This window comes from Streptococcus mitis, from assembly GCF_001579045.1.
GTDB classification, from domain to species: domain Bacteria; phylum Bacillota; class Bacilli; order Lactobacillales; family Streptococcaceae; genus Streptococcus; species Streptococcus mitis_D.
Window position 1 is genome coordinate 504,755 of the sequence record NZ_KQ970261.1, and the last position, 18,886, is coordinate 523,640.

Consider the following 18,886-nt stretch of genomic DNA (forward strand, 5'->3'; position numbering starts at 1 on the left):
AAAATCAAGTAAACTTAAGCCACTAACTCTTGAAGATAAATCCTATAATCATGTGCTATCTAAAGAGAGAATCAAGATTGAGAATATTTTTGCCAAAGTAAAAACGTTTAAAATGTTTTCAACAACCTATCGAAATCTACGTAAACGCTTTGGATTACGAATGAATTTGATTGCTGGAATTATCAATCGTGAACTAGGATTTTAGTTTCGCAGGAAGTCTATTATCAATCACTAAATCAGTATACCTAGAACAATCACTATAATGAATGTCTATTTTATCAACAATAGAGGCAAAATCTAAATCACTAACCGAGTCAAATTCGTCTGTCTCCAAGCCAGTATTTAAAACAAATCGATAATCATTAAAGTCATAAAAATCAGGTTCTGACGAAGATGTTAAATTCACCATAATTCGAGATGCTTTCGCTAATAAACAAATATACTGAAAATCCCTATCAATATAGATGGTTTGGTTGTTTGGATGAGCCATGCTAAAGTGTTGATTCGGTGTAATCATGATAAGATTTTCCAAGTAATCAGCAATTTCAGGAAATTCTGATTGCGGAAAGATATGATGCGCTTGGGTTGCTTTAACTTGTTCTGTGACCTGATGAATTTCGGAAACACCATTACGCCATTTATCGTTAAATCGTCTAACTTGGCGTTTCGCCTTATTGACCGCATATTTCGCAAGAGCCTTGGCTTGATGCTGCTCAGCAGTCAAACTATATTCTGCTCTCGTTTCGTTTTTTTCTTTACCAGATAGTTCATCTCGCCAATTTACTCGGTTATACTGCAAATCATTTAGAGTGATTATATTTTTAGAAATCATCCCTCTAATAGTTCCCTGCTTCTTTAATTTGAAAGCCAGTGGGTTTAAGATTTTAGTGAAAATTCGTCCGCACTCTACATCGCCATTTATGGGCGTATTAGCAATAGTAAACTGAATAAAGGCGTCACGAAGCCGCTTGTAAACATCCTTAGTCTGCTCCTCAAAAAATCTCTCAAATTCAGAGTAAAGTCCACTATCCAATAAGACTTTCTGGATATATAAGAAAAGGAAGTTTAAAGCATTAGTTGGTCGAAGCGCAATATACTCTAACAACTTAAAATTATTAACCTGATAAAAATAGTGAGTTCCTGCTTTTCGCACACTTAAAACATGGCTATATCCCAATAACTTAATCGGCTGACCAAAATATTTATCATATTCATTACCTGCCTTTTTGGACTCAGTGTCAGGTTTAGTGAAAATTTCTAAAACATTATCTCGAGTATAATCGTTGTGCCAAATATCAGAAACGGTAAATTCTTTAATTGTATCCTCTCTGACATACTCTAAAATACAATCTGCGATAATTGAAAGTACGTCATAGGTACATTTTTGGTCTATCCATCGAGCATCATTAGTTTTTCTAATATCATAATCAAATTGTGATAAAAATTGTTCAATAGTCATAGATTAAATCCCTCTTCAAATATCCTAATAAAGCCATCAACCTCCAATCTCTCATTCCGTAGCAAATTTTCTAAAATTCCACAGACGGTCTCTATCGACGGAGGGAGGACAAATTCACTATACCTACCTGTTTGTGAAACGCTAAAATTATAATCCGAAATCAAGTGGTTAATAAATTCATTTGAATTAATCCTTGACACCACTCCATGAGTAGAACGACCTGCTGATTTGGCAGCGCTTAAAGATTGAGATAAATTTCTTAAGCTTGATTCATCTCTGAGATAATGAATTCGACATTCTCTGGCCCATGCACCATCAACATAATTACCTTCTATTTGTATTTCTATAGATCGATCATAATTAGAATAAGGCAATCCATTATAACTTTGATAATGACGATTATTAGTCAAAAAACCTAATACATAAACATACTCTTCTAGTGTCTCAAAAGAAATCCCAGAAACTCCCCACCGTGGATTATTTGTCCTAAAATCAATTCTCATTTTAATTTCTCCTTTTATTTTTTAAAGCTCCGAACCAATAGCTACTGGTTTTATCAATATTCAATGAGCGAGTCTGATAATTTCTGGCAATTTGATAAAATTCTCTATACTCATTTGTCGAAAAATATGACCGCTGTTGCTCCGTTAATGAAATATTTTTCTTAGGAATAAGAATTGCCAACGAGCCGTTTGTTACAACACCAGTTGGCTTTTTCATAACTCTTGGTTTATAGCTCATATTAGGTGCCAAATAAACCGAATTATCATTGATATATTTAAATGTAGTCATTTGACTGACTTTTTCTTGAGAAATATAAGCATCATAGTTCGGAATATCAACAATTTCTTTCCCATCATCACTAATATTTCGAGATTTCAAAACTCTTATATCATCGTTATTATTTAACTGTAATTCGGAATTTGAATTTGTAATTTGCCTATCTCTAAAGACATCGAAAATTCCAAAATCCATCTTAGCAAAAACATCGTCAAATTGAGCATTTCGATAAATTACCCAGTATGGAAGGTCTTTTGAAAAAATATACTTCTTACTCTGATGGTAGGTTATATTTCTAGTAAGAGATCTAACTTTTACACTATCAGCTTTATCTTTAATAGTCTTAATCGCTAAATTTATCGTCTCAACCAAAACACCTTTAAATCCCTTTTCTCCAAAATCTACAATGCCATAAACGTCGTATTCCTCTAAAAACAGTCGAGTTTTATAATATTCAGGGGTGTTTAGTATATTCTTAGGCATAATCATAGAAATATAATCAGCAGAACGAACAGCTTTTTCAAGGAAGAATTCCGCAAGATTAGTTGCTTCATCATTGAAATTATTTTTTTTATAGGATGCAGATTCTTTAGCATTAAGTTTTGTAAAAGGAGGATTGCCGATAATTAAATCAACCTTATCGTGCTCAAAAACCATATAGTCCGAATGAACATAGTTAATATGAACGTTTGATGGCGTATTATCATAAAGTAATTTTAACAATTCAAGCACATCCTTATCAACATCAACAATAGTCAAATTAATTTGTTTATCTGCATATTTGTGAAAGATAAAAGGTAAAAAATTACCTGAACCTACCGATGGTTCGATAATCGAAATGTTACTTTTTTCAAAATCAGGGAGGTCTTCTAAAATCTCTTGAATGATGAATTTATTAGTAAAGTAGGCTGAATTGTTTTGACGCTTAGAGTTAGCCAATTCAATAATTGAAGACAGTGTTGAGAGCGAGAATTTATTTCTACTTTTCAATACGAATGACTTTAAAGCTTCAAAACTATCCAACCCCTTATCATTAATCAACTTTTTTACATCAGCTTCCGAAAGAGAAACTTTACTCAGAAAGTCATTTATCTTTTTAGCTATATTTTGAAAAATCACTGTAGGAACCGCTTCGCCTATACTTTGACGAATATTCATTTCTTCTTTTTTAGATAACTTCCGTTTCTCGTCATAAGTCAGACTATTTAGCTCCTCCAATTCCTTGTCAATCCATCTAAATTGGTCAGGAATTGTCATTAGTTTCATCAACTCTCTAATAGAAAATACACGGTCTTGAGTTGGGTGTACCGTATTTTGACTAGCCATTTGGTCGTTTCGAGTATGGATACAGGCAGCAACTTTATCGTAAACTTGGCGAGTATATTTATCTGAATTCTTGGACTGATTAATAACTAACTTCCCATCAACTATTTTGTGAGGTTTCTTAGTATCGTCCTCATTATCAAAAGCACTCTTCCCCTGCTCAACATCATGAATCCAAGAACGCATATGTTCAGGGTATGTCCTAAAACTATGGTAAAAATCCTGCTGACTATATTGTCCCCAATCTAATTCTTCCATATCACCAATAATATCGAATAGTGATTTTTCTTCTACATACTCTGGAAACAGCTCACTTGGGACAATTTGGTTAACTAATTGCTTATCAACACCAATCACCAATGTCCGTGGTCGTGAAGAGTTGGAACCGTAATTTTTAAAATTAAGGATGCGATGCTCGAAGATATAAGTCTCCCCTAACTCTTCAGCAATCATATCTCCAATTGCAATAACTTCTCCATTTTTCGAAAAACATCCTGTTTTCCAAAATGCTGCAACATTCTCAAAAATAAAAAATCTTGGTTTAATAGTCTTTACAATTTCAACGCTCTCATTTACGAGACTATTTCGATTGATTTCATCAGATTTCTTCTTATGGTTCGCAACACTCATTCCCTGACAAGGAGGAGTAGCAACAACAACATCAACTCGGTCATTGCCCATTTTTTTCCATCTTTTAATTTCATTGTAAATTTTTTGTTTTATATCGTTTTCTTTGATATCACCAGAAATATAACCTGTCTCAAAATGGCATTTTTGATTATTTTTCTGAATAGCTAATCGACGCTCCACAATTTCATTGGTAGCAATACATTCAAAATTTTCTAACTTAAAGCCATAGCACCCAACTCCAGCAGATGAAAATAGGCTAATATAGGTTGGTTTATTTTTTATCATTATTTTTCCTCTCGTACAAACTCAACGACGTCTTCAATTTGACAATCTAACTCTTTACAAATTTTATCAACCATCCTCAAGCTAATAAACTTATTTTTTCCCATATTAGCAAGAGTAGCTGAATTCATTCCTGTTATATTTTTCAAATCAGTCTTTGTCATACTTTTATCTATCAGTAATTTCCAAAGTTTATTGTAGGTTATTGCCATAGTATTAACATTTACTTTCTTAAAGGTTGTCTTTAATTAATTATAGCACACTACATAAGTATTTCCTAAAATAAAATTAAACAAAAAACTCTTGAATCTTTTGCTCAAGAAAGTTATCTCTCTGAGAGAATCAACTTAACTTGAAAGGAGATTTTTATGGAAAAAAGAAAAAAGCTTGAGGAACCACATATTTCCTCAGGCTTTTCTTATCCTTTAAATGTCACAATAGTCGCACCACTGCCTCCAGCATTTTGTGGGGCATAACCGAAACTCTTGACATGTTTATTTCTTTGTAGGTATTTGGTGACACCTTCACGGATAACACCAGTTCCGATACCATGGATGATGTCGACTTGGGCCATATTGTTAAGCAAGGCTTGGTCGATAAAGGCATCTAGCTCATTCATAGCCTCTTCATAGCGTTTACCTCGAAGATCCAGTCTGGCTTGAGGTCCTCGACCAGAAGTTCGTTTCACAACATTGACTTGTTTCTTCTTGACTTGCTTTTCTTGCTGGGCTTGAACAAGGTCAAATTCTTTTTCTTCCAAGGACATCTTGATCAAGCCAACTTGGGCTTCCCAGCGGCCGTCCTTGAGTTGACTAGTCAAGGTACCACGCTGTCCATAACTGAGAACCACGATATCATCTCCCACCTTTGGAGCTCGTTTTTTCTTAGCCTTTTGAAGAACCTTGTTTTTAGACAAGTCCACTTTTTCAGGAGCCAATTTTTTCAGCTTGGCCTTGGCTTCAATGATTTCATGAGGTTTGAGCTGGGACTTACTGTGGAGGTTTTTGAGAATCTGGTCACTCTCACTTAGGGCCATGTCTACAATCTCAGCAGCCTGTTCACGCGCCTTGTTAAGCTCAGTTTCCTTTTCACGATTGAGCTCGTTGTAAAGTTTTTTTAGAGCACGGTTCATCTTGAGATTTTCTTGCTCCACCTCACGGATATTGTCCAAGCGTTTGCGACTCTCTAGCGTCTGCTCTTCCAGTTGTTCAATGATTCGGTTGACGTCATTGTCCTGATCAACCTGCTGGCTTGCATCCCCTACGATAACTTCAGATAGGCCCAGACGTTTGGCAATTTCAAAGGCATTGCTTCGGCCAGGAACACCCTGCATAAAGCGATAGGTCGGGCGTAGAGTTGCAGTATCAAACTCCATGCTGGCATTCTGCACAAAGACTGTCTCAATACCGTAAGCCTTGAGTTCTGGATAGTGGGTCGTCGCCATGGTCTTGACTTGACGCAGGCGAAGGTCCTCCAGAATAGCCATAGCAAGGGCGGCTCCCTCTTGGGGATCCGTACCAGCCCCCAACTCATCCAAGAGCAAGAGTGAATGTTGGTTGACCTTGCCAAGAATATCCACAATATTGGTCATGTGGCTAGAGAAGGTAGATAAGCTCTGCTCAATAGACTGCTCATCTCCAATGTCAGCAAAGATTTCTTCAAAAATACCAACACGACTTCCCTTGTCTGCTAAAATCGGTAATCCTGACTGAGCCATCACCTGTGTCAAGCCCAGAGTCTTAAGCATGATGGTCTTCCCACCTGTATTGGGACCTGTAATGACAATCGCTGTTAAATCTTGACCAAAATGGACATCATTTGCAACGGCATTTTTGACCAGAGGATGACATACATGGAGCAGTTGAATCTCTTGATTTTCTGATAGCTGAGGAACGACTGCTTGTCTTTCTTGGATAAAGCGGACCTTGGCACGAATCAAGTCCAGATGACCGATAATCCAAGCATCATTGGCAATTTCAGTCGCATGAGGACGAACACGCTCCGAGATTTCTTGGAGAATGCGAAGCATTTCATAGCGCTCATCTGCTCGCAAACTGGCAATTTCTTCGCTCAGTTTGACCACCTCACGGGGTTCGATATAGACGGTATTTCCACTAGCAGAAATATCATGAACGACACCTGCAATCTTATTACGGTAGGTGTTTTTGACTGGTAGAACCTGACGGCCATTTCTGCTGGCAACGATTCCTTCTGTCAACATCTGCGCTTTTTGCTTGAGCAGGTCCTGTAAAACATCGCGTACCTGACTCTCGCTATCATGGATTTTTCGACGGATGCGCGCCAATTCTTCACTGGCAAAATTTTCAATGAAACCTGCATCATTAAAGGCTTGTAGATTTCCTTGTAATTGCGGAAAATCGTGTAATTTTTCAAACCAGAGGGCTAATTCTGTCAAGCTGACATTTTCCAGATTGGCGTAAAAACTTTGCAGTTCTCTGCTAGAAAGAAGCACGCGCTTCAAGAGCAGGAACTCCTCGATATTGAGGTCCGCCCCCATCTCCAATCGCTTGCAGACTCCTGCAATTTCCTTAGTTGAGAGAATAGTGAAATGCGGTTGCTCAACAAAAAGAGCCTGCATTTCCTTCATCTCAGCAAAAGCCTGTTTGATTTTATCTGCTTTGGCAGTCGGAGCCAGCTGTCTCAATTGCTCCAAGCCCTGCTCGGTCAACAGATGGGGTTCAAACAAGGCCTTGACCTTATTGAACTCTAATGTTTCTAATATTTTCTTATTCATCGTTATTTCCTTGTCTTTGAATGTCTATACTCTTCGAAAATCAAATTCAAACCACGTCAGCGTCGCCTTACCGTACTCAAGTACAGCCTGCGGCTAGCTTCCTAGTTTGCTCTTTGATTTTCATTGAGTATTATGTGTAGTAACTTTTTACATTCAGTCAAATCTGTAAACAAAGGGCTAGGAAAATTCCTGCCCTTTTTATCCGATTAAATTTGTCACCCAGATTTGTTTGAGCCAACTGGTTGTTACTGGTATGCTCTGGATGATATGTTTTGCGACGATACTCTTTTCAAGAGGATTTTGTATAGCTGCCATGGGAATGGTTGCTAGTATGGTCAAGGCCATTTGTAAGACAAATAAGGTCACCAACATGGACAAGATACCTGCTGAAACTTGGAACAACTTACCACCCAGTTTTTTACTAGGAATCAAGTGTAACAAGAGACCAAGTAAACGACCGATGCTATAGACAATCCCAAATACAAGCAAGTAGCCGATACCTGCATAAAAGACCTTATCTAACTGAAAGAGTTGATCCGATGGGAAAAAGAAAGTCCCCTGACCTTCCTGTGGATTTGCATAAGGGAGTAATAAATGGAATTGCTCTCCAAGCCCCTTATAAAACTGGCCAGCCATAAAAGCCGATGCCATGGCTGAAATCAGGTAATAAACCTGTAAGAGCAGGCCTCTCCGATAGCCGATATAAAATCCCCAAGCCAAGACCAATAGAAGAAGGAGTGAAATCATAAGGAATCCTCAATCTTGCTCTGTTCTTGCTTGCAAGTCACAAGCTTGTGACGGAGTTCTTCTAGCTCTTGCTCCTTATCGTCAAATTCAATCTCACGGCTGAGCTGAGTTGACAAACAGTTGACTGCCAACAAAAGAGCGATTGTTTCATCATCTGCGCTTGGCATTTGTTCTTTAATTGCTTGGTATTTTTCTGTCGCAACCTTGGCGATTTCCTCCATAAAGAGATTGTCATGTTCGCTTGTCAAGGTTAATGATTTTTTCCCGAATGTAAATTTGAATCGATTTAGATTTGCCATAAAATTCACCTCACGATATTATACCAAAATTCGCTAATTTTGTCAGTTTTTACAAATTTGTCTGCTTTTATGGTACAATAGAAACTATGGCAAGTATCACACTCACACCAAGCGAAAAGGAGATTCAGGCTTTTCTTGAACACTATCAAACCAGTCTGGCTCCCAGCAAGAATCCCTATATCCGCTACTTTTTGAGACTACCTCAAGCAACGGTTTCTATCTATACTTCTGGAAAGGTCTTGCTTCAGGGTGAAGGAGCTGAGAAATACTCCAGTTTCTTTGGCTATCAAATTATAGAGGAAACCAGCGGACAAAATTTCCCTTTGATTGGGACAGATGAGGTAGGGAATGGTTCCTACTTTGGTGGACTTGCAGTCGTGGCTTCTTTTGTCACACCTGACCAGCATGCCTTCTTGAGAAAACTAGGTGTGGGAGATTCTAAGACTCTGACCGACCAAAAGATCCGTCAGATTGCCCCTATCCTCAAGGAAAAAATCCAGCACCAGGAATTGCTTCTCTCACCCAGCAAGTACAACGAGGTCATCGGAGATCGCTACAATGCTGTTTCGGTTAAGGTAGCCCTCCATAACCAGGCTATCTATCTCCTCCTTCAAAAAGGCATTCAGCCTGAGAAAATTGTGATTGATGCCTTTACCAGTGCTAAAAATTATGACAAGTACTTGGCACAAGAGGCCAATCGTTTCAGCAATCCTATCAGCTTGGAAGAAAAGGCTGAGGGAAAATACTTGGCTGTCGCAGTTTCTTCTGTCATTGCGCGTGATCTCTTTCTGGAAAATCTAGAAAATCTAGGACGAGAGCTGGGCTATCAACTTCCAAGTGGAGCTGGAACGGCTTCTGACAAGGTGGCTAGTCAGATTTTACAATCCTATGGTATGCAGGGACTCAACTTCTGCGCCAAACTGCACTTTAAAAATACTGAAAAAGCGAAAAAACGCTTAGAAAGGTAAATTATGAATTCATTTAAAAATTTCCTAAAAGAGTGGGGATTATTCCTCCTGATTCTGTCATTACTAGCTTTGAGCCGTATCTTTTTTTGGAGCAATGTCCGCGTAGAAGGCCACTCCATGGATCCGACCCTAGCAGATGGCGAAATTCTCTTTGTCGTTAAGCACCTCCCTATTGACCGTTTTGATATCGTGGTGGCCCATGAGGAAGATGGCAATAAGGACATCGTCAAGCGCGTGATCGGAATGCCTGGCGACACTATCCGTTACGAAAATGATAAACTTTACATCAATGACAAAGAGACAGATGAACCTTATCTAGCTGACTATATCAAACGCTTCAAGGATGACAAACTCCAAAGCACTTACTCAGGCAAGGGATTTGAAGGAAATAAAGGCACTTTCTTTAGAAGTATCGCTCAAAAAGCTCAAGCCTTCACAGTTGATGTCAACTACAATACCAATTTTAGCTTTACTGTTCCAGAAGGAGAATACCTTCTCCTCGGAGATGACCGCCTGGTTTCGAGCGACAGCCGCCACGTAGGTACATTTAAAGCAAAAGATATCACAGGGGAAGCTAAATTCCGCTTCTGGCCAATCACCCGTATCGGAACATTTTAAGAAACCTAAGAGGCCGAGAATCAAAAATCTCAGCCTCTTCTTCTATCGTGAGACGATGATTATTCACTACCTAGTCTAACTAGGATAGAAACAACCCCAGCTCTCACCTATTCATGCAAAGGAATTTTATGGAAGTTTATTTTTCTGGAACCATTGAACGGATTATTTTTGAAAATCCCAGCAATTTTTATCGCATCCTTCTCCTAGAAATCGACGATACGGACGCAGAGGATTTTGATGATTTTGAAATCATTGTTACGGGCACCATGGCTGATGTGATTGAGGGAGAAGACTATACTTTTTGGGGACAAATTGTCCAGCACTCCAAGTATGGGGAGCAACTGCAAATCAGTCGTTATGAACGCGCAAAACCAACTAGCAAGGGCTTGGTTAAGTACTTTTCAAGTAGCCATTTCAAGGGAATTGGTCTCAAGACAGCTCAGAAAATCGTGGATACCTATGGCGACAATACCATTGACGAAATTTTGCAACACCCAGAAAAGCTAGAAAGTATCGCAGGACTATCTGCCAAAAATCGCGAGGCTTTCGTCTCCACTCTCCGTCTCAACTACGGAACGGAGATGGTTTTGGCCAAACTAGCCAACTACGGCATTCCCAATAAACTAGCCTTCCAGATTCAAGACTTTTACAAGGAAGAAACCCTTGATGTAGTTGAAAATTATCCCTACCAACTGGTTGAGGATATCAAGGGTTTGGGCTTTACCATTGCTGACCAATTAGCAGAAGAACTAGGCATCGAAAGTCAGGCTCCTGAACGCTTCCGCGCCGGTCTAGTTCACAGTCTTTTTCAGGCCTGTATGGAAACAGGGGACACCTATGTTGAAGCACGGGATTTGCTAGAACAAACCCTTACTCTCCTTGAGTCTTCCCGCCCCGTGGAACTGGACCCCAGCCAAGTAGCCCAAGAGCTCTCCTACCTGATTGAAGAAGACAAGGTTCAGCAGGTTGATACCAAGATTTTTGACAACAGCCTCTTTTTCGCTGAGGAAGGCATCCGCAGTCACTTGGTTCGTATCCTTGAAAAAGGAAAACAGAAGAGTCATGATTTAGAAACCATTCAAAAACATATCGCTACTGTCGAGGAAGAACTGGGAATTGAGTACGATAGCATTCAAAAACAGGCTATTTGTGACGCTATCCAAAATAAGATCTTTATCCTGACAGGTGGACCTGGTACTGGTAAGACAACTGTTATCAATGGTATCATCGCTGTTTATGCCCTTTTAGAAGGACTCGACCTCAGGAAGAAAAGCAACCTGCCGATTCTTCTTGCTGCTCCAACTGGACGAGCAGCTCGGCGCATGAATGAATTGACAGGTTTGCCTAGCGCGACCATACACCGCCATTTAGGAATGACAGGTGATGATGATACTAGTCATCTGGAAGATTATCTGGATGCCGACTTTATCATTGTGGATGAATTTTCCATGGTGGATACTTGGCTGGCCAATCAACTCTTCTCCAACATCTCTTCTAACAGTAAAATACTCATCGTGGGAGATAGCGATCAGCTACCGTCTGTCAGCCCTGGACAGGTTCTAGCGGACCTGCTTCATATTCCCTTGATTCCTCAGACTCGCTTGGAAAAAATTTACCGGCAAAGCGAAGAATCAACCATCGTCACCCTAGCTAGTCAGATTCGACAGGGCATCTTGCCAGCTGATTTCACCCAGAAAAAAGTAGACCGTTCCTACTTTGAAATTGCTAGCGGCCATATTCCAGCTACGATTGAAAAAATCTTAGGCGCTGCCCTAAGAAGTGGTATCCCTGCCCGTGATATCCAAGTTCTGGCTCCCATGTATCGAGGAACTGCAGGGATTGACGCTATCAATCAGCTCATGCAAGACCTGCTCAATCCACCACAAAAAGACCAACTCAGTTTTGAAGCTCCCCAGTGTCACTATCGTAAGGGAGACAAGGTCATTCACCTGGTCAACGATGCTGAAATCAATGTCTTTAATGGAGATTTGGGAGCTATCACAGACCTGATTCCTGGAAAATATACCGAATCGAAACAAGATGAGATTGTCATTGATTTTGATGGCAACGAGGTCTCCTACCCACGTAACGAATGGTACAAGATTCGCCTAGCCTATGCCATGAGTATCCATAAGTCTCAGGGAAGTGAGTTCCCTGTTGTCATCCTACCTATCACTAGTGCTAGTAGGCGTATGCTGGAGCGCAATCTCATCTACACAGCCATTACACGTGCCAAAAGCAAACTCATCTTACTAGGCGAATTACAGGCCTTCGACTATGCTACACAGCACATCGGAACTGCCCGAAAAACCTATCTGATTGAACGCTTCAGTGATTTAATTGAAAATGTTGAAGAAAAGCAACAAGCTATCTCTGAAACTGCCACATCAAGTGACTCTGAACAATCCTACATTCTAACCGAAGAAAACTGGGACAGCATCCCAGCCATGATTGGGATTACAGAAGCAGACCTCAAAGAGATTTTTGGAAAATAGTGCATTAGAAAACCCACCAATTCAGGTGGGATTTTTGTCTATTAAGATTATTTAACTGTTGCTGTGCTTGTAATCAATTCAACAGCTTTTTTGATTGTGATATCGTGTTTCAACATATCAGCTGAAAGCAAGCTTTGTACTTGAGCAACTTCCATGTTGTAGTCTGCTGCCAATTGCTCGATTTCTTTTTGGATTTCTTCGTCAGTAGCGTCAAATCCTTCAGCTTTGGCAACTGCTTCGATAACAAGGTTAGTCTTAGTACGTGACTCAGCTTCTCCCTCGTATTGTTTGTGAAGGTCTTCTTGAGTAGTTCCAGTGATTTGGAAGTACATGTCAGGGTTGATACCTTGACGTTGCAAGTTTCCAAGGAATTCGTTTACTGAACGATGAACTTCTTCGTGAATCATTTCTTCTGGAAGTTCTACGATTTCAGCGTTTTCTACAGCTTTATCAATTGCTGCACCTTCAACTGCATCTTTGTAAGCTTCTTCTTTAGCAGCAGCCAATTCTTTGCGATATTTTTCTTTCAATTCAGCAAGTGTTTCAACTTCTTCATCGATGTCTTTTGCAAGCTCATCGTCAAGAGCTGGAACTTCTTTCGCTTTTACTTCGTGGATAGTTGTCACGAATTTAGCTTCTTTACCTGCAAGGTCTTCTGCTTGGTAGTCTTCTGGGAATGTTACGATAACGTCAACAGTTTCACCAGCTGAGTGACCTACCAATTGGTCTTCAAAACCAGGGATGAATTGACCTGAACCAAGTCCAAGTGAGAAGTTTTCACCTTTTCCGCCATCAAATTCAACACCATCAATAGAACCAACGAAGTCGATGACAACAGTGTCGCCGTTTTCAGCAGCAGCTTCTTTGATAACCAATTCAGCCAAGTTGTTGCGTTCGCGTTCGATACGCTCTTCAACGTCAGCGTCAGTTACTTCTTTTTCTACATCTACTGATACTTCAAGGTTTTTGTAGTCACCCAATTTTACTTCAGGTTTTGTCACGACTTCAGCTGTGATAACCCAGTCTTGACCTTTTTCCATTGAAGTCACGTCAATTTTTGGTTGTGCAACGACTTCAAGACCAGCTTCTTTTACAGCTGTTTCATAAGCGTTTGGCAAAAGAGCGTTCATAACGTCTTGATAAAGTGACTCTTCACCAAATTTTTTGTCGAAGATAGGGCGTGGAAGGTGACCTTTACGGAAACCTGGAACATTAAGAGATTTCTTCACTGAGTTGAAGACACGGTCCAATTCTGGTTTGATTTGGTCTTGAGAGATAGTGAAAGTCAAGACACCACGGTTTGTTTCTTTGTTTTCAAATGATACAGACATTCTGTCATTTCTCCTTAAAATTTTTTAAATACAGTCTATTATAACATAAATGGACGACTTTTTTCAAGTAATGACTGCGCTTTTCAATGATGCTGGAAGTATGGTTTCTTCTTGGTTTTCTTTAGGTTTCGAATATAATTTTATAAAAGATGTTTAGTAATGGCTGATTACAGTAAAAAACGAATCGCCTGTACATCCCTCGTTAGGCGATTCGTTTTGTCTTATTTTATCACAAGAACCTTGTAATATTCATACTTATTTGGCTGTGTAATCTTAATTTTTTGACCATAGAAACCATCGATTTCTTTGTCAAAATAATCTGAAAATCCTGTTGGCAAGCGTTTCATTTTAAGAATTTCACCAGATTGGTCCGCATATACAAGGAAATGATAGTGGGTTGTAGACATACCATCATCGATCAATACAAAATAACCTGTTTTGAGCTTACCTTGTCCATTATCTAAATAGTATAATTTATTGTTATTGATTGTGAAGTTAGTAGATGGAAGTCTAAGTCGTACGCCTGGGTCTTCTAGATAAAAATCATTTCCAACTTTTTTGATTTCTGATCTAGTTGTCATCTCTGGAAGTGGTAATACTCTACGACCATCTGCTCCAAAGTAATATCGACCTGGTAGATTTTGGAAATTACGAATGACAGCTTTAGGATCAATTTCTTGTCCTTCTTCTTTATTATCTACTAAAGCTAAGGTTGTATTTGCAACCTCATCCCCGTATTTGTCGGAAAACTTCTTGAACTCAGGTTTGATATACCAAGTGTTTTTATCCACGATAACATCAGTAAAGTTATTTCCGTCAAATTTTGCTGTAATCAGATATTCATATCCATCACCTAAACGAACAATGTCACCATTTTTATAAGGGCTATTTTGTAAAGTGAACATATGGCCATCCTTACTGAGAATATAGCCTGTCCCATCACTAGAATTTACAACTCTATCAGAGGCCATTGCACCTGATTGTTCAAAATAATACCAATTACCATCTATGAACACCCAACCTGTCATCATAGAACCACTAAAATGAAGATAGTACCATGTAGACCCTTCTTTGTACCAACCTGTACGCATGGCGCCACTATCTGCGAGCGAATACCATGTATTTCCGTCTTTGAGCCAGCCTGTCTGCATGTTACCAGTGCTGTCGAAGTGATACCAAGAACCAGCATTTTGTACCCATTTATTTTTAGCTAAGCTTCCATCTTGAGAAAGATTCCAGTCAGCACCATTTTTAACCCAAGTATCTGCAGCCTGTGCTTGATTGATAGACAAAAGTAGACCAGCACCTGCAAGTAAACCAAGTGTAAGTAGTTTAGATTTTTTCATAGCTATTTCCTCCTGTTCTATAGTGAAATGAACATGATTTCCTAGAAAACGAAGCTGTTCGCTTTTTATTTTACTCTGTCAGACGTCTTATTTCACAACAGAAACATTTCCTGTCTTACTATCAATTTTAACAGCTTGACCGTAGAAACCGTCAATTTCTTTATTAAGATAATCTGAAATTCCTGTTGGCAATCGTTTCATTTTAAGAATTTCACCAGATTGGTCTGCATAAACAAGAATATGATAGTGATGATAGCTTGGTCTATCATCAATCAATGCGAGATAGCCTGTTTTTAGTTTGCCATTAGCACCCTCTAAATAGTATAGTTTATTATTATTGATTGTAAAGCTGGTAGCTCCAAGACGAAGTCGTGCACCTGGATTTTCTAAATAGACATCATTGCCAACTTTTTTAATCTCTGAATAGGTGGTCATTTCTGGTAAATTTGTGACACGACGACCATCTGCCCCAAAGTAATACCTGTTCGGTAAGTTTTGGAAATTCTTTATAACAGCTTTAGGATCAATTTCCTGTCCTTGATCTTTATTATCTATTAAAGCCAACATCGTATTGGAAACGTAATCCCCATATTTATTAGAAAACTTTTTAAACTCTGGTTTGATATACCAGGCATTCTTTTCCACAACGACCCCATCTTTTCTATAAATAAGATGATAATCATACCCATCAGACAAAGTAACAATATTTGTGATAATTGTATCATCCGCTTGAGATTGTTCAACCTGACTAGGGAGTTTGGTCAACATATAACCATCCTTACCAATGACATAACTTTCCCCATCGCTTGCTGGAACAGCTCTATCTGCGATCATTGCACCTGATTTTTCAAAGTAAGACCATTGACCATTTGCAGTTGCCCATCCTGTTGCCATAGCGCCACTGCCTTTGAGGTAGTACCAAGTAGCCCCTTCTTTATACCAACCTGTACGCATAGCACCACTATTTGCGAGTGAGTACCATGTGTTACCTTCCTTGTACCAGCCAGTACGCATGGCGCCACTATCTGCGAGCGAATACCAAGTGTTACCGTCTTTGAGCCAGCCTGTCTGCATTTTTCCAGAACCGTCAAAGTGGTACCAAGAACCAGCATTTTGTACCCATTTATTTTTAGCAAGACTGCCATCTTGAGAAAGATTCCAGTCAGAACCATTTTTAACCCAAGTATCTGCAGCCTGTGCTTGATTGATAGACAAAAGCAGACCAGCACCTGCAAGCAGACCAAATGTGAGTAGTTTAGATTTTTTCATAACTCTTTCCTCCTGTCATGAAAATTTAAAGTTGCTGTATGATTTTAACCTCCTTTTGGATTTTTTATATTTTATAATATATATGTTAATCTAAATATTTCTAACTCTATTTTACTCCCCTATAAAATGAATGTCAACAAATAACATAAAAACATTGTGAAAAAAATATTTTACCGTACTAGAACTACTTACTCACTTCTTGGTACTAAATTAAGTCATTTCTCCGATATTATTTTATATAACTACTAAAAATCCTCATGCCCCACCAAGTGGTGCTGAAAGGCATAGACCGCTGCCTGGGTACGATCGCTGACCTCAAGCTTGGCTAGGATATTTGACACGTGGGTCTTGACCGTCTTGAGAGAGATAAAAAGTTCATCAGCAATGCGCTGATTTTCGTAGCCCTTGGCAATGAGTTGAAGCACATCTCGCTCACGCGCAGTCAGATCCTCATGTAATTCTATGTGATTACGGTGGTATTCGACCTTCTTGCTGACCTCTTGCTCAATGGCCAACTCGCCATCAGCCACCTTACGAACGGCATGGAGTAGTTCGTCTGCACTAGAAGTCTTGAGCATATAGCCTTTAGCACCAGCATTCAAAACCGGCATTATTTTTTCATTGTCCAAGTAAGAGCTCACAATCAAAATCTTGGCTTCAGGCCATTCTTTGAGGATAGTCAAGGTCGCATCAATCCCATTCATCTCAGGCATGACAATATCCATGACAATGACATCTGGACGCACTTCCAAGGCCAAGTCAATACCTTGAGACCCATTGGACGCCTCACCCACAACTTCTACATCATCTTGGAGGTCAAAGTAGCTTTTCAAGCCCAATCGGACCATTTCATGGTCATCTACTAGTAAAATTCTCATCTTTACTCCTTTATCATTCCTTATCGAGCAAGGGAATACGAATATCAACTGCCAGCCCTTGCTTGGGAGCTGTTAATAACTGAACCGTACCTGCCATATCTTCAACCCGCTCTTTGATATTTCGCAGTCCATAACTCAAGTCGTCTAAGTTCCCTAACTGGAAACCAATCCCATTGTCCACCACCTTCAGCTGCAATTCAAGATCCGTCTGATAGAGATAGACATCCAAACAAGAGGCCTGGGCATGGCGAAGGGTATTGCTAATCAACTCTTGCAGGATACGGAAGATATGCTCCTCGATTTTCTTAGGCAATTTCGTCACATTTTGCTTAAGACTAACTCTGAGATCACTCTTGTCCTCAAGCTCTTTTAAGAGGATTTGGATTCCCTCAACCAGACTCTTCTGCTCCAGCTCAACTGGTCGCAAATGCAAGAGCAAGACCCGTAAATCCTTCTGGGCAGTTTCTACAATAGCTGTGACACTCTGCAACTGGATCTGCATCTTTTCTCTATCCAATTTCAAAGCCTGTTGACTGACACCTGACAAAATCATGTGAGCCGCAAACAACTCCTGACTGACTGTATCGTGCAAATCCCGAGCAATCCGCTTTCGTTCTTTCTCGATGATTTCCTCTTCCTGATCAAGACTCTGATTTTCAGCTTTTTGAAGAGCTTCTGTCAAGAGGTTAAGTTTGCCAGATAAGGACTTGAAACTGGCATCCAAATCTGGATCTGCAACCTGAACTACTTCTTGCCCTGCCAATAAACGCTTGAGATTAGCCTGCATTTTTCTTAGAGAAAACTCTTCAATACCTCGCCAAAATAGGGCTAAGAGACAGGTCATGGACATGCTGAATACTAACAACAAAAAGACAAATTTTTCTGTTTTTTCGACATCGTGCAGGAAAATAGACCAGTCAAAATCAAGAATTTCCAATAAGCTGTGAGAGAAAAATAAGACAAACAGAAAGGAGGTGAGAGCAATGATTACATAGGCTTGTTTTTTCATCCTCTGACCACCTCCACATCGCCAATCATAGTAGTCAAGAAAATCTTGACACTCTTGTTACTCTTGAGATAATCTCTCGTTTCCTGATGATAGTGTTCATTGCGGAGGGCTCGCTTGGGCTGGTTGAAAAAAGTCAAATCCCCATAGAGACAGTTAACACTGAGACTGACTTCTACATCTACAGGTACAATGATTTTAGTCGTTCCTACCATCTTTCTGAGGATAATGACATTGTCATGATTGGTTAGAATCACCCTCTCCAGATGAATGGTGTCCTTGCCCATGAAACGAAAGAGATTGATATCATCAAACTGGCAAGTCTGGTAGCTTGAAAAATGATGGAGATTTCCAAACCAACGATTTTTCTCCTTCTTAACCGTCACAACCTCTTCAAAAACCAAATTGGTCTGCTCTTTTTCCTGATTCATCATCGGATAAAGAAGAAAGAGGCTATAGATAACCGCAGCAAAAATAGCTAGAATCACAAAGGGATTGAGCATGACGATGAAAAAGAAGAGAATGCTTGCCACCACTAATAGAAGGTTATTGCCCTCTTTACCAGTGTAATAACGAATCAAAAGCAAAAAGAGGAATAAAATCAGCAGAAAACGCGAAAAATGCTCTGAAACCATCAAAATCAGAGCTCCTGTCAAAAGACAGGCTTCGATAAATAAAAAGATTTTAAATTTTCTCATAG

At 39.5% G+C, this 18,886-nt stretch carries 17 protein-coding genes; 4 read left to right on the forward strand and 13 right to left on the reverse strand.

The genetic code is table 11. The annotated features are described in order from the left end of the window. The coding region (locus SMIDD28_RS02290; RefSeq protein WP_061424584.1) for an IS5/IS1182 family transposase at window positions 1-205 on the forward strand (205 nt) is incomplete at its 5' end. Here the strand turns inward: SMIDD28_RS02290 and SMIDD28_RS02295 are convergent. The 7 genes from SMIDD28_RS02295 to zapA form a co-directional block, all read right to left on the reverse strand. After that, entirely contained in the window at window positions 194-1,459 is a 1,266-nt protein-coding gene (locus tag SMIDD28_RS02295; RefSeq protein ID WP_061424400.1) for a hypothetical protein, read from the reverse strand. The two genes, SMIDD28_RS02290 and SMIDD28_RS02295, sit on opposite strands and share 12 nt — an antisense overlap. After that, the gene (locus SMIDD28_RS02300) at window positions 1,456-1,962 is read right to left on the reverse strand and encodes a hypothetical protein (protein WP_061424401.1); all 507 of its coding nucleotides are present in this window, start codon (window positions 1,960-1,962) and stop codon (window positions 1,456-1,458) included. The genes SMIDD28_RS02295 and SMIDD28_RS02300 overlap by 4 nt, the downstream gene beginning before the upstream one ends. A 1-nt stretch (window position 1,963) precedes the next feature. Beyond that, a complete protein-coding gene (locus SMIDD28_RS02305) occupies window positions 1,964-4,477 on the reverse strand; it encodes a DNA cytosine methyltransferase (RefSeq protein WP_061424403.1) in 2,514 nt (837 codons plus the stop codon). Further along, entirely contained in the window at window positions 4,477-4,686 is a 210-nt protein-coding gene (locus SMIDD28_RS02310) for a helix-turn-helix domain-containing protein (protein WP_049493008.1), read from the reverse strand. The genes SMIDD28_RS02305 and SMIDD28_RS02310 overlap by 1 nt, the downstream gene beginning before the upstream one ends. Before the next feature lie 206 nt (window positions 4,687-4,892). Continuing rightward, complete coding sequence (locus SMIDD28_RS02315; protein ID WP_061424404.1) at window positions 4,893-7,229, reverse strand: endonuclease MutS2; 2,337 nt, start codon at window positions 7,227-7,229, stop codon at window positions 4,893-4,895. Window positions 7,230-7,427: 198 nt separating this feature from the next. Then, window positions 7,428-7,976: a CvpA family protein gene (locus tag SMIDD28_RS02320; RefSeq protein ID WP_000624509.1), complete on the reverse strand. Its 549-nt coding sequence runs from the start codon at window positions 7,974-7,976 to the stop codon at window positions 7,428-7,430. After that, complete coding sequence (gene zapA / locus SMIDD28_RS02325; RefSeq protein WP_000002019.1) at window positions 7,973-8,275, reverse strand: cell division protein ZapA; 303 nt, start codon at window positions 8,273-8,275, stop codon at window positions 7,973-7,975. Before zapA ends, SMIDD28_RS02320 begins: the two co-directional genes overlap by 4 nt. Window positions 8,276-8,361: 86 nt before the next feature. Here zapA and rnhC point away from each other — a divergent pair, with 86 nt between their 5' ends. The 3 genes from rnhC to SMIDD28_RS02340 all read left to right on the forward strand — a co-directional run bounded on the left by rnhC (window position 8,362) and on the right by SMIDD28_RS02340 (window position 12,356). Then, window positions 8,362-9,243 carry a ribonuclease HIII gene (gene rnhC / locus SMIDD28_RS02330; protein WP_061424406.1) on the forward strand — a complete coding sequence of 294 codons (882 nt, stop codon included), beginning with the start codon at window positions 8,362-8,364 and terminating at the stop codon, window positions 9,241-9,243. Window positions 9,244-9,246: 3 nt separating this feature from the next. Then, window positions 9,247-9,861, forward strand: a complete 615-nt coding sequence (lepB, locus tag SMIDD28_RS02335) for a signal peptidase I (protein WP_001083986.1) — start codon at window positions 9,247-9,249, stop codon at window positions 9,859-9,861. Between the two features lie 128 nt (window positions 9,862-9,989). After that, on the forward strand, window positions 9,990-12,356 hold the full coding sequence (locus tag SMIDD28_RS02340; RefSeq protein ID WP_061424407.1) for an SF1B family DNA helicase RecD2: 2,367 nt from the start codon (window positions 9,990-9,992) through the stop codon (window positions 12,354-12,356). A gap of 47 nt (window positions 12,357-12,403) precedes the next feature. On the opposite strand, the gene tig is transcribed toward SMIDD28_RS02340, so the two are convergent. The 6 genes from tig to liaF all read right to left on the reverse strand — a co-directional run bounded on the left by tig (window position 12,404) and on the right by liaF (window position 18,884). Next, entirely contained in the window at window positions 12,404-13,687 is a 1,284-nt protein-coding gene (gene tig / locus SMIDD28_RS02345; RefSeq protein WP_061424408.1) for a trigger factor, read from the reverse strand. A 221-nt stretch (window positions 13,688-13,908) separates the two neighbouring features. Further along, window positions 13,909-15,033, reverse strand: a complete 1,125-nt coding sequence (locus SMIDD28_RS02350) for a PspC-like choline-binding domain-containing protein (protein WP_061424409.1) — start codon at window positions 15,031-15,033, stop codon at window positions 13,909-13,911. 87 nt (window positions 15,034-15,120) lie between these two features. After that, entirely contained in the window at window positions 15,121-16,302 is a 1,182-nt protein-coding gene (locus SMIDD28_RS02355) for an N-acetylmuramoyl-L-alanine amidase family protein (protein ID WP_061424410.1), read from the reverse strand. A 245-nt stretch (window positions 16,303-16,547) separates the two neighbouring features. Then, window positions 16,548-17,180 (reverse strand): response regulator transcription factor, encoded by a 633-nt coding sequence (locus SMIDD28_RS02360; protein ID WP_061424411.1) that lies wholly within the window; start codon window positions 17,178-17,180, stop codon window positions 16,548-16,550. A gap of 13 nt (window positions 17,181-17,193) precedes the next feature. Continuing rightward, a complete protein-coding gene (locus SMIDD28_RS02365) occupies window positions 17,194-18,189 on the reverse strand; it encodes an envelope stress sensor histidine kinase LiaS (protein WP_061424413.1) in 996 nt (331 codons plus the stop codon). Beyond that, window positions 18,186-18,884 (reverse strand): cell wall-active antibiotics response protein LiaF, encoded by a 699-nt coding sequence (gene liaF / locus SMIDD28_RS02370; RefSeq protein WP_061424415.1) that lies wholly within the window; start codon window positions 18,882-18,884, stop codon window positions 18,186-18,188. The genes SMIDD28_RS02365 and liaF overlap by 4 nt, the downstream gene beginning before the upstream one ends. Window positions 18,885-18,886 lie beyond the last annotated feature (2 nt).

Coding starts and splice junctions, on each gene's coding strand:
- rnhC (WP_061424406.1), top strand. CDS start 8,362: ATGGCAAGTATCACACTCACACCAAGCGAAAAGGAGATTCAGGCTTTT.
- zapA (WP_000002019.1), bottom strand. CDS start 8,275: ATGGCAAATCTAAATCGATTCAAATTTACATTCGGGAAAAAATCATTA.
- liaF (WP_061424415.1), bottom strand. CDS start 18,884: ATGAGAAAATTTAAAATCTTTTTATTTATCGAAGCCTGTCTTTTGACA.
- SMIDD28_RS02295 (WP_061424400.1), bottom strand. CDS start 1,459: ATGACTATTGAACAATTTTTATCACAATTTGATTATGATATTAGAAAA.
- SMIDD28_RS02355 (WP_061424410.1), bottom strand. CDS start 16,302: ATGAAAAAATCTAAACTACTCACATTTGGTCTGCTTGCAGGTGCTGGT.
- SMIDD28_RS02350 (WP_061424409.1), bottom strand. CDS start 15,033: ATGAAAAAATCTAAACTACTTACACTTGGTTTACTTGCAGGTGCTGGT.
- lepB (WP_001083986.1), top strand. CDS start 9,247: ATGAATTCATTTAAAAATTTCCTAAAAGAGTGGGGATTATTCCTCCTG.
- SMIDD28_RS02365 (WP_061424413.1), bottom strand. CDS start 18,189: ATGAAAAAACAAGCCTATGTAATCATTGCTCTCACCTCCTTTCTGTTT.
- SMIDD28_RS02300 (WP_061424401.1), bottom strand. CDS start 1,962: ATGAGAATTGATTTTAGGACAAATAATCCACGGTGGGGAGTTTCTGGG.
- SMIDD28_RS02315 (WP_061424404.1), bottom strand. CDS start 7,229: ATGAATAAGAAAATATTAGAAACATTAGAGTTCAATAAGGTCAAGGCC.
- SMIDD28_RS02310 (WP_049493008.1), bottom strand. CDS start 4,686: ATGGCAATAACCTACAATAAACTTTGGAAATTACTGATAGATAAAAGT.
- SMIDD28_RS02360 (WP_061424411.1), bottom strand. CDS start 17,180: ATGAGAATTTTACTAGTAGATGACCATGAAATGGTCCGATTGGGCTTG.
- SMIDD28_RS02340 (WP_061424407.1), top strand. CDS start 9,990: ATGGAAGTTTATTTTTCTGGAACCATTGAACGGATTATTTTTGAAAAT.
- tig (WP_061424408.1), bottom strand. CDS start 13,687: ATGTCTGTATCATTTGAAAACAAAGAAACAAACCGTGGTGTCTTGACT.
- SMIDD28_RS02305 (WP_061424403.1), bottom strand. CDS start 4,477: ATGATAAAAAATAAACCAACCTATATTAGCCTATTTTCATCTGCTGGA.
- SMIDD28_RS02320 (WP_000624509.1), bottom strand. CDS start 7,976: ATGATTTCACTCCTTCTTCTATTGGTCTTGGCTTGGGGATTTTATATC.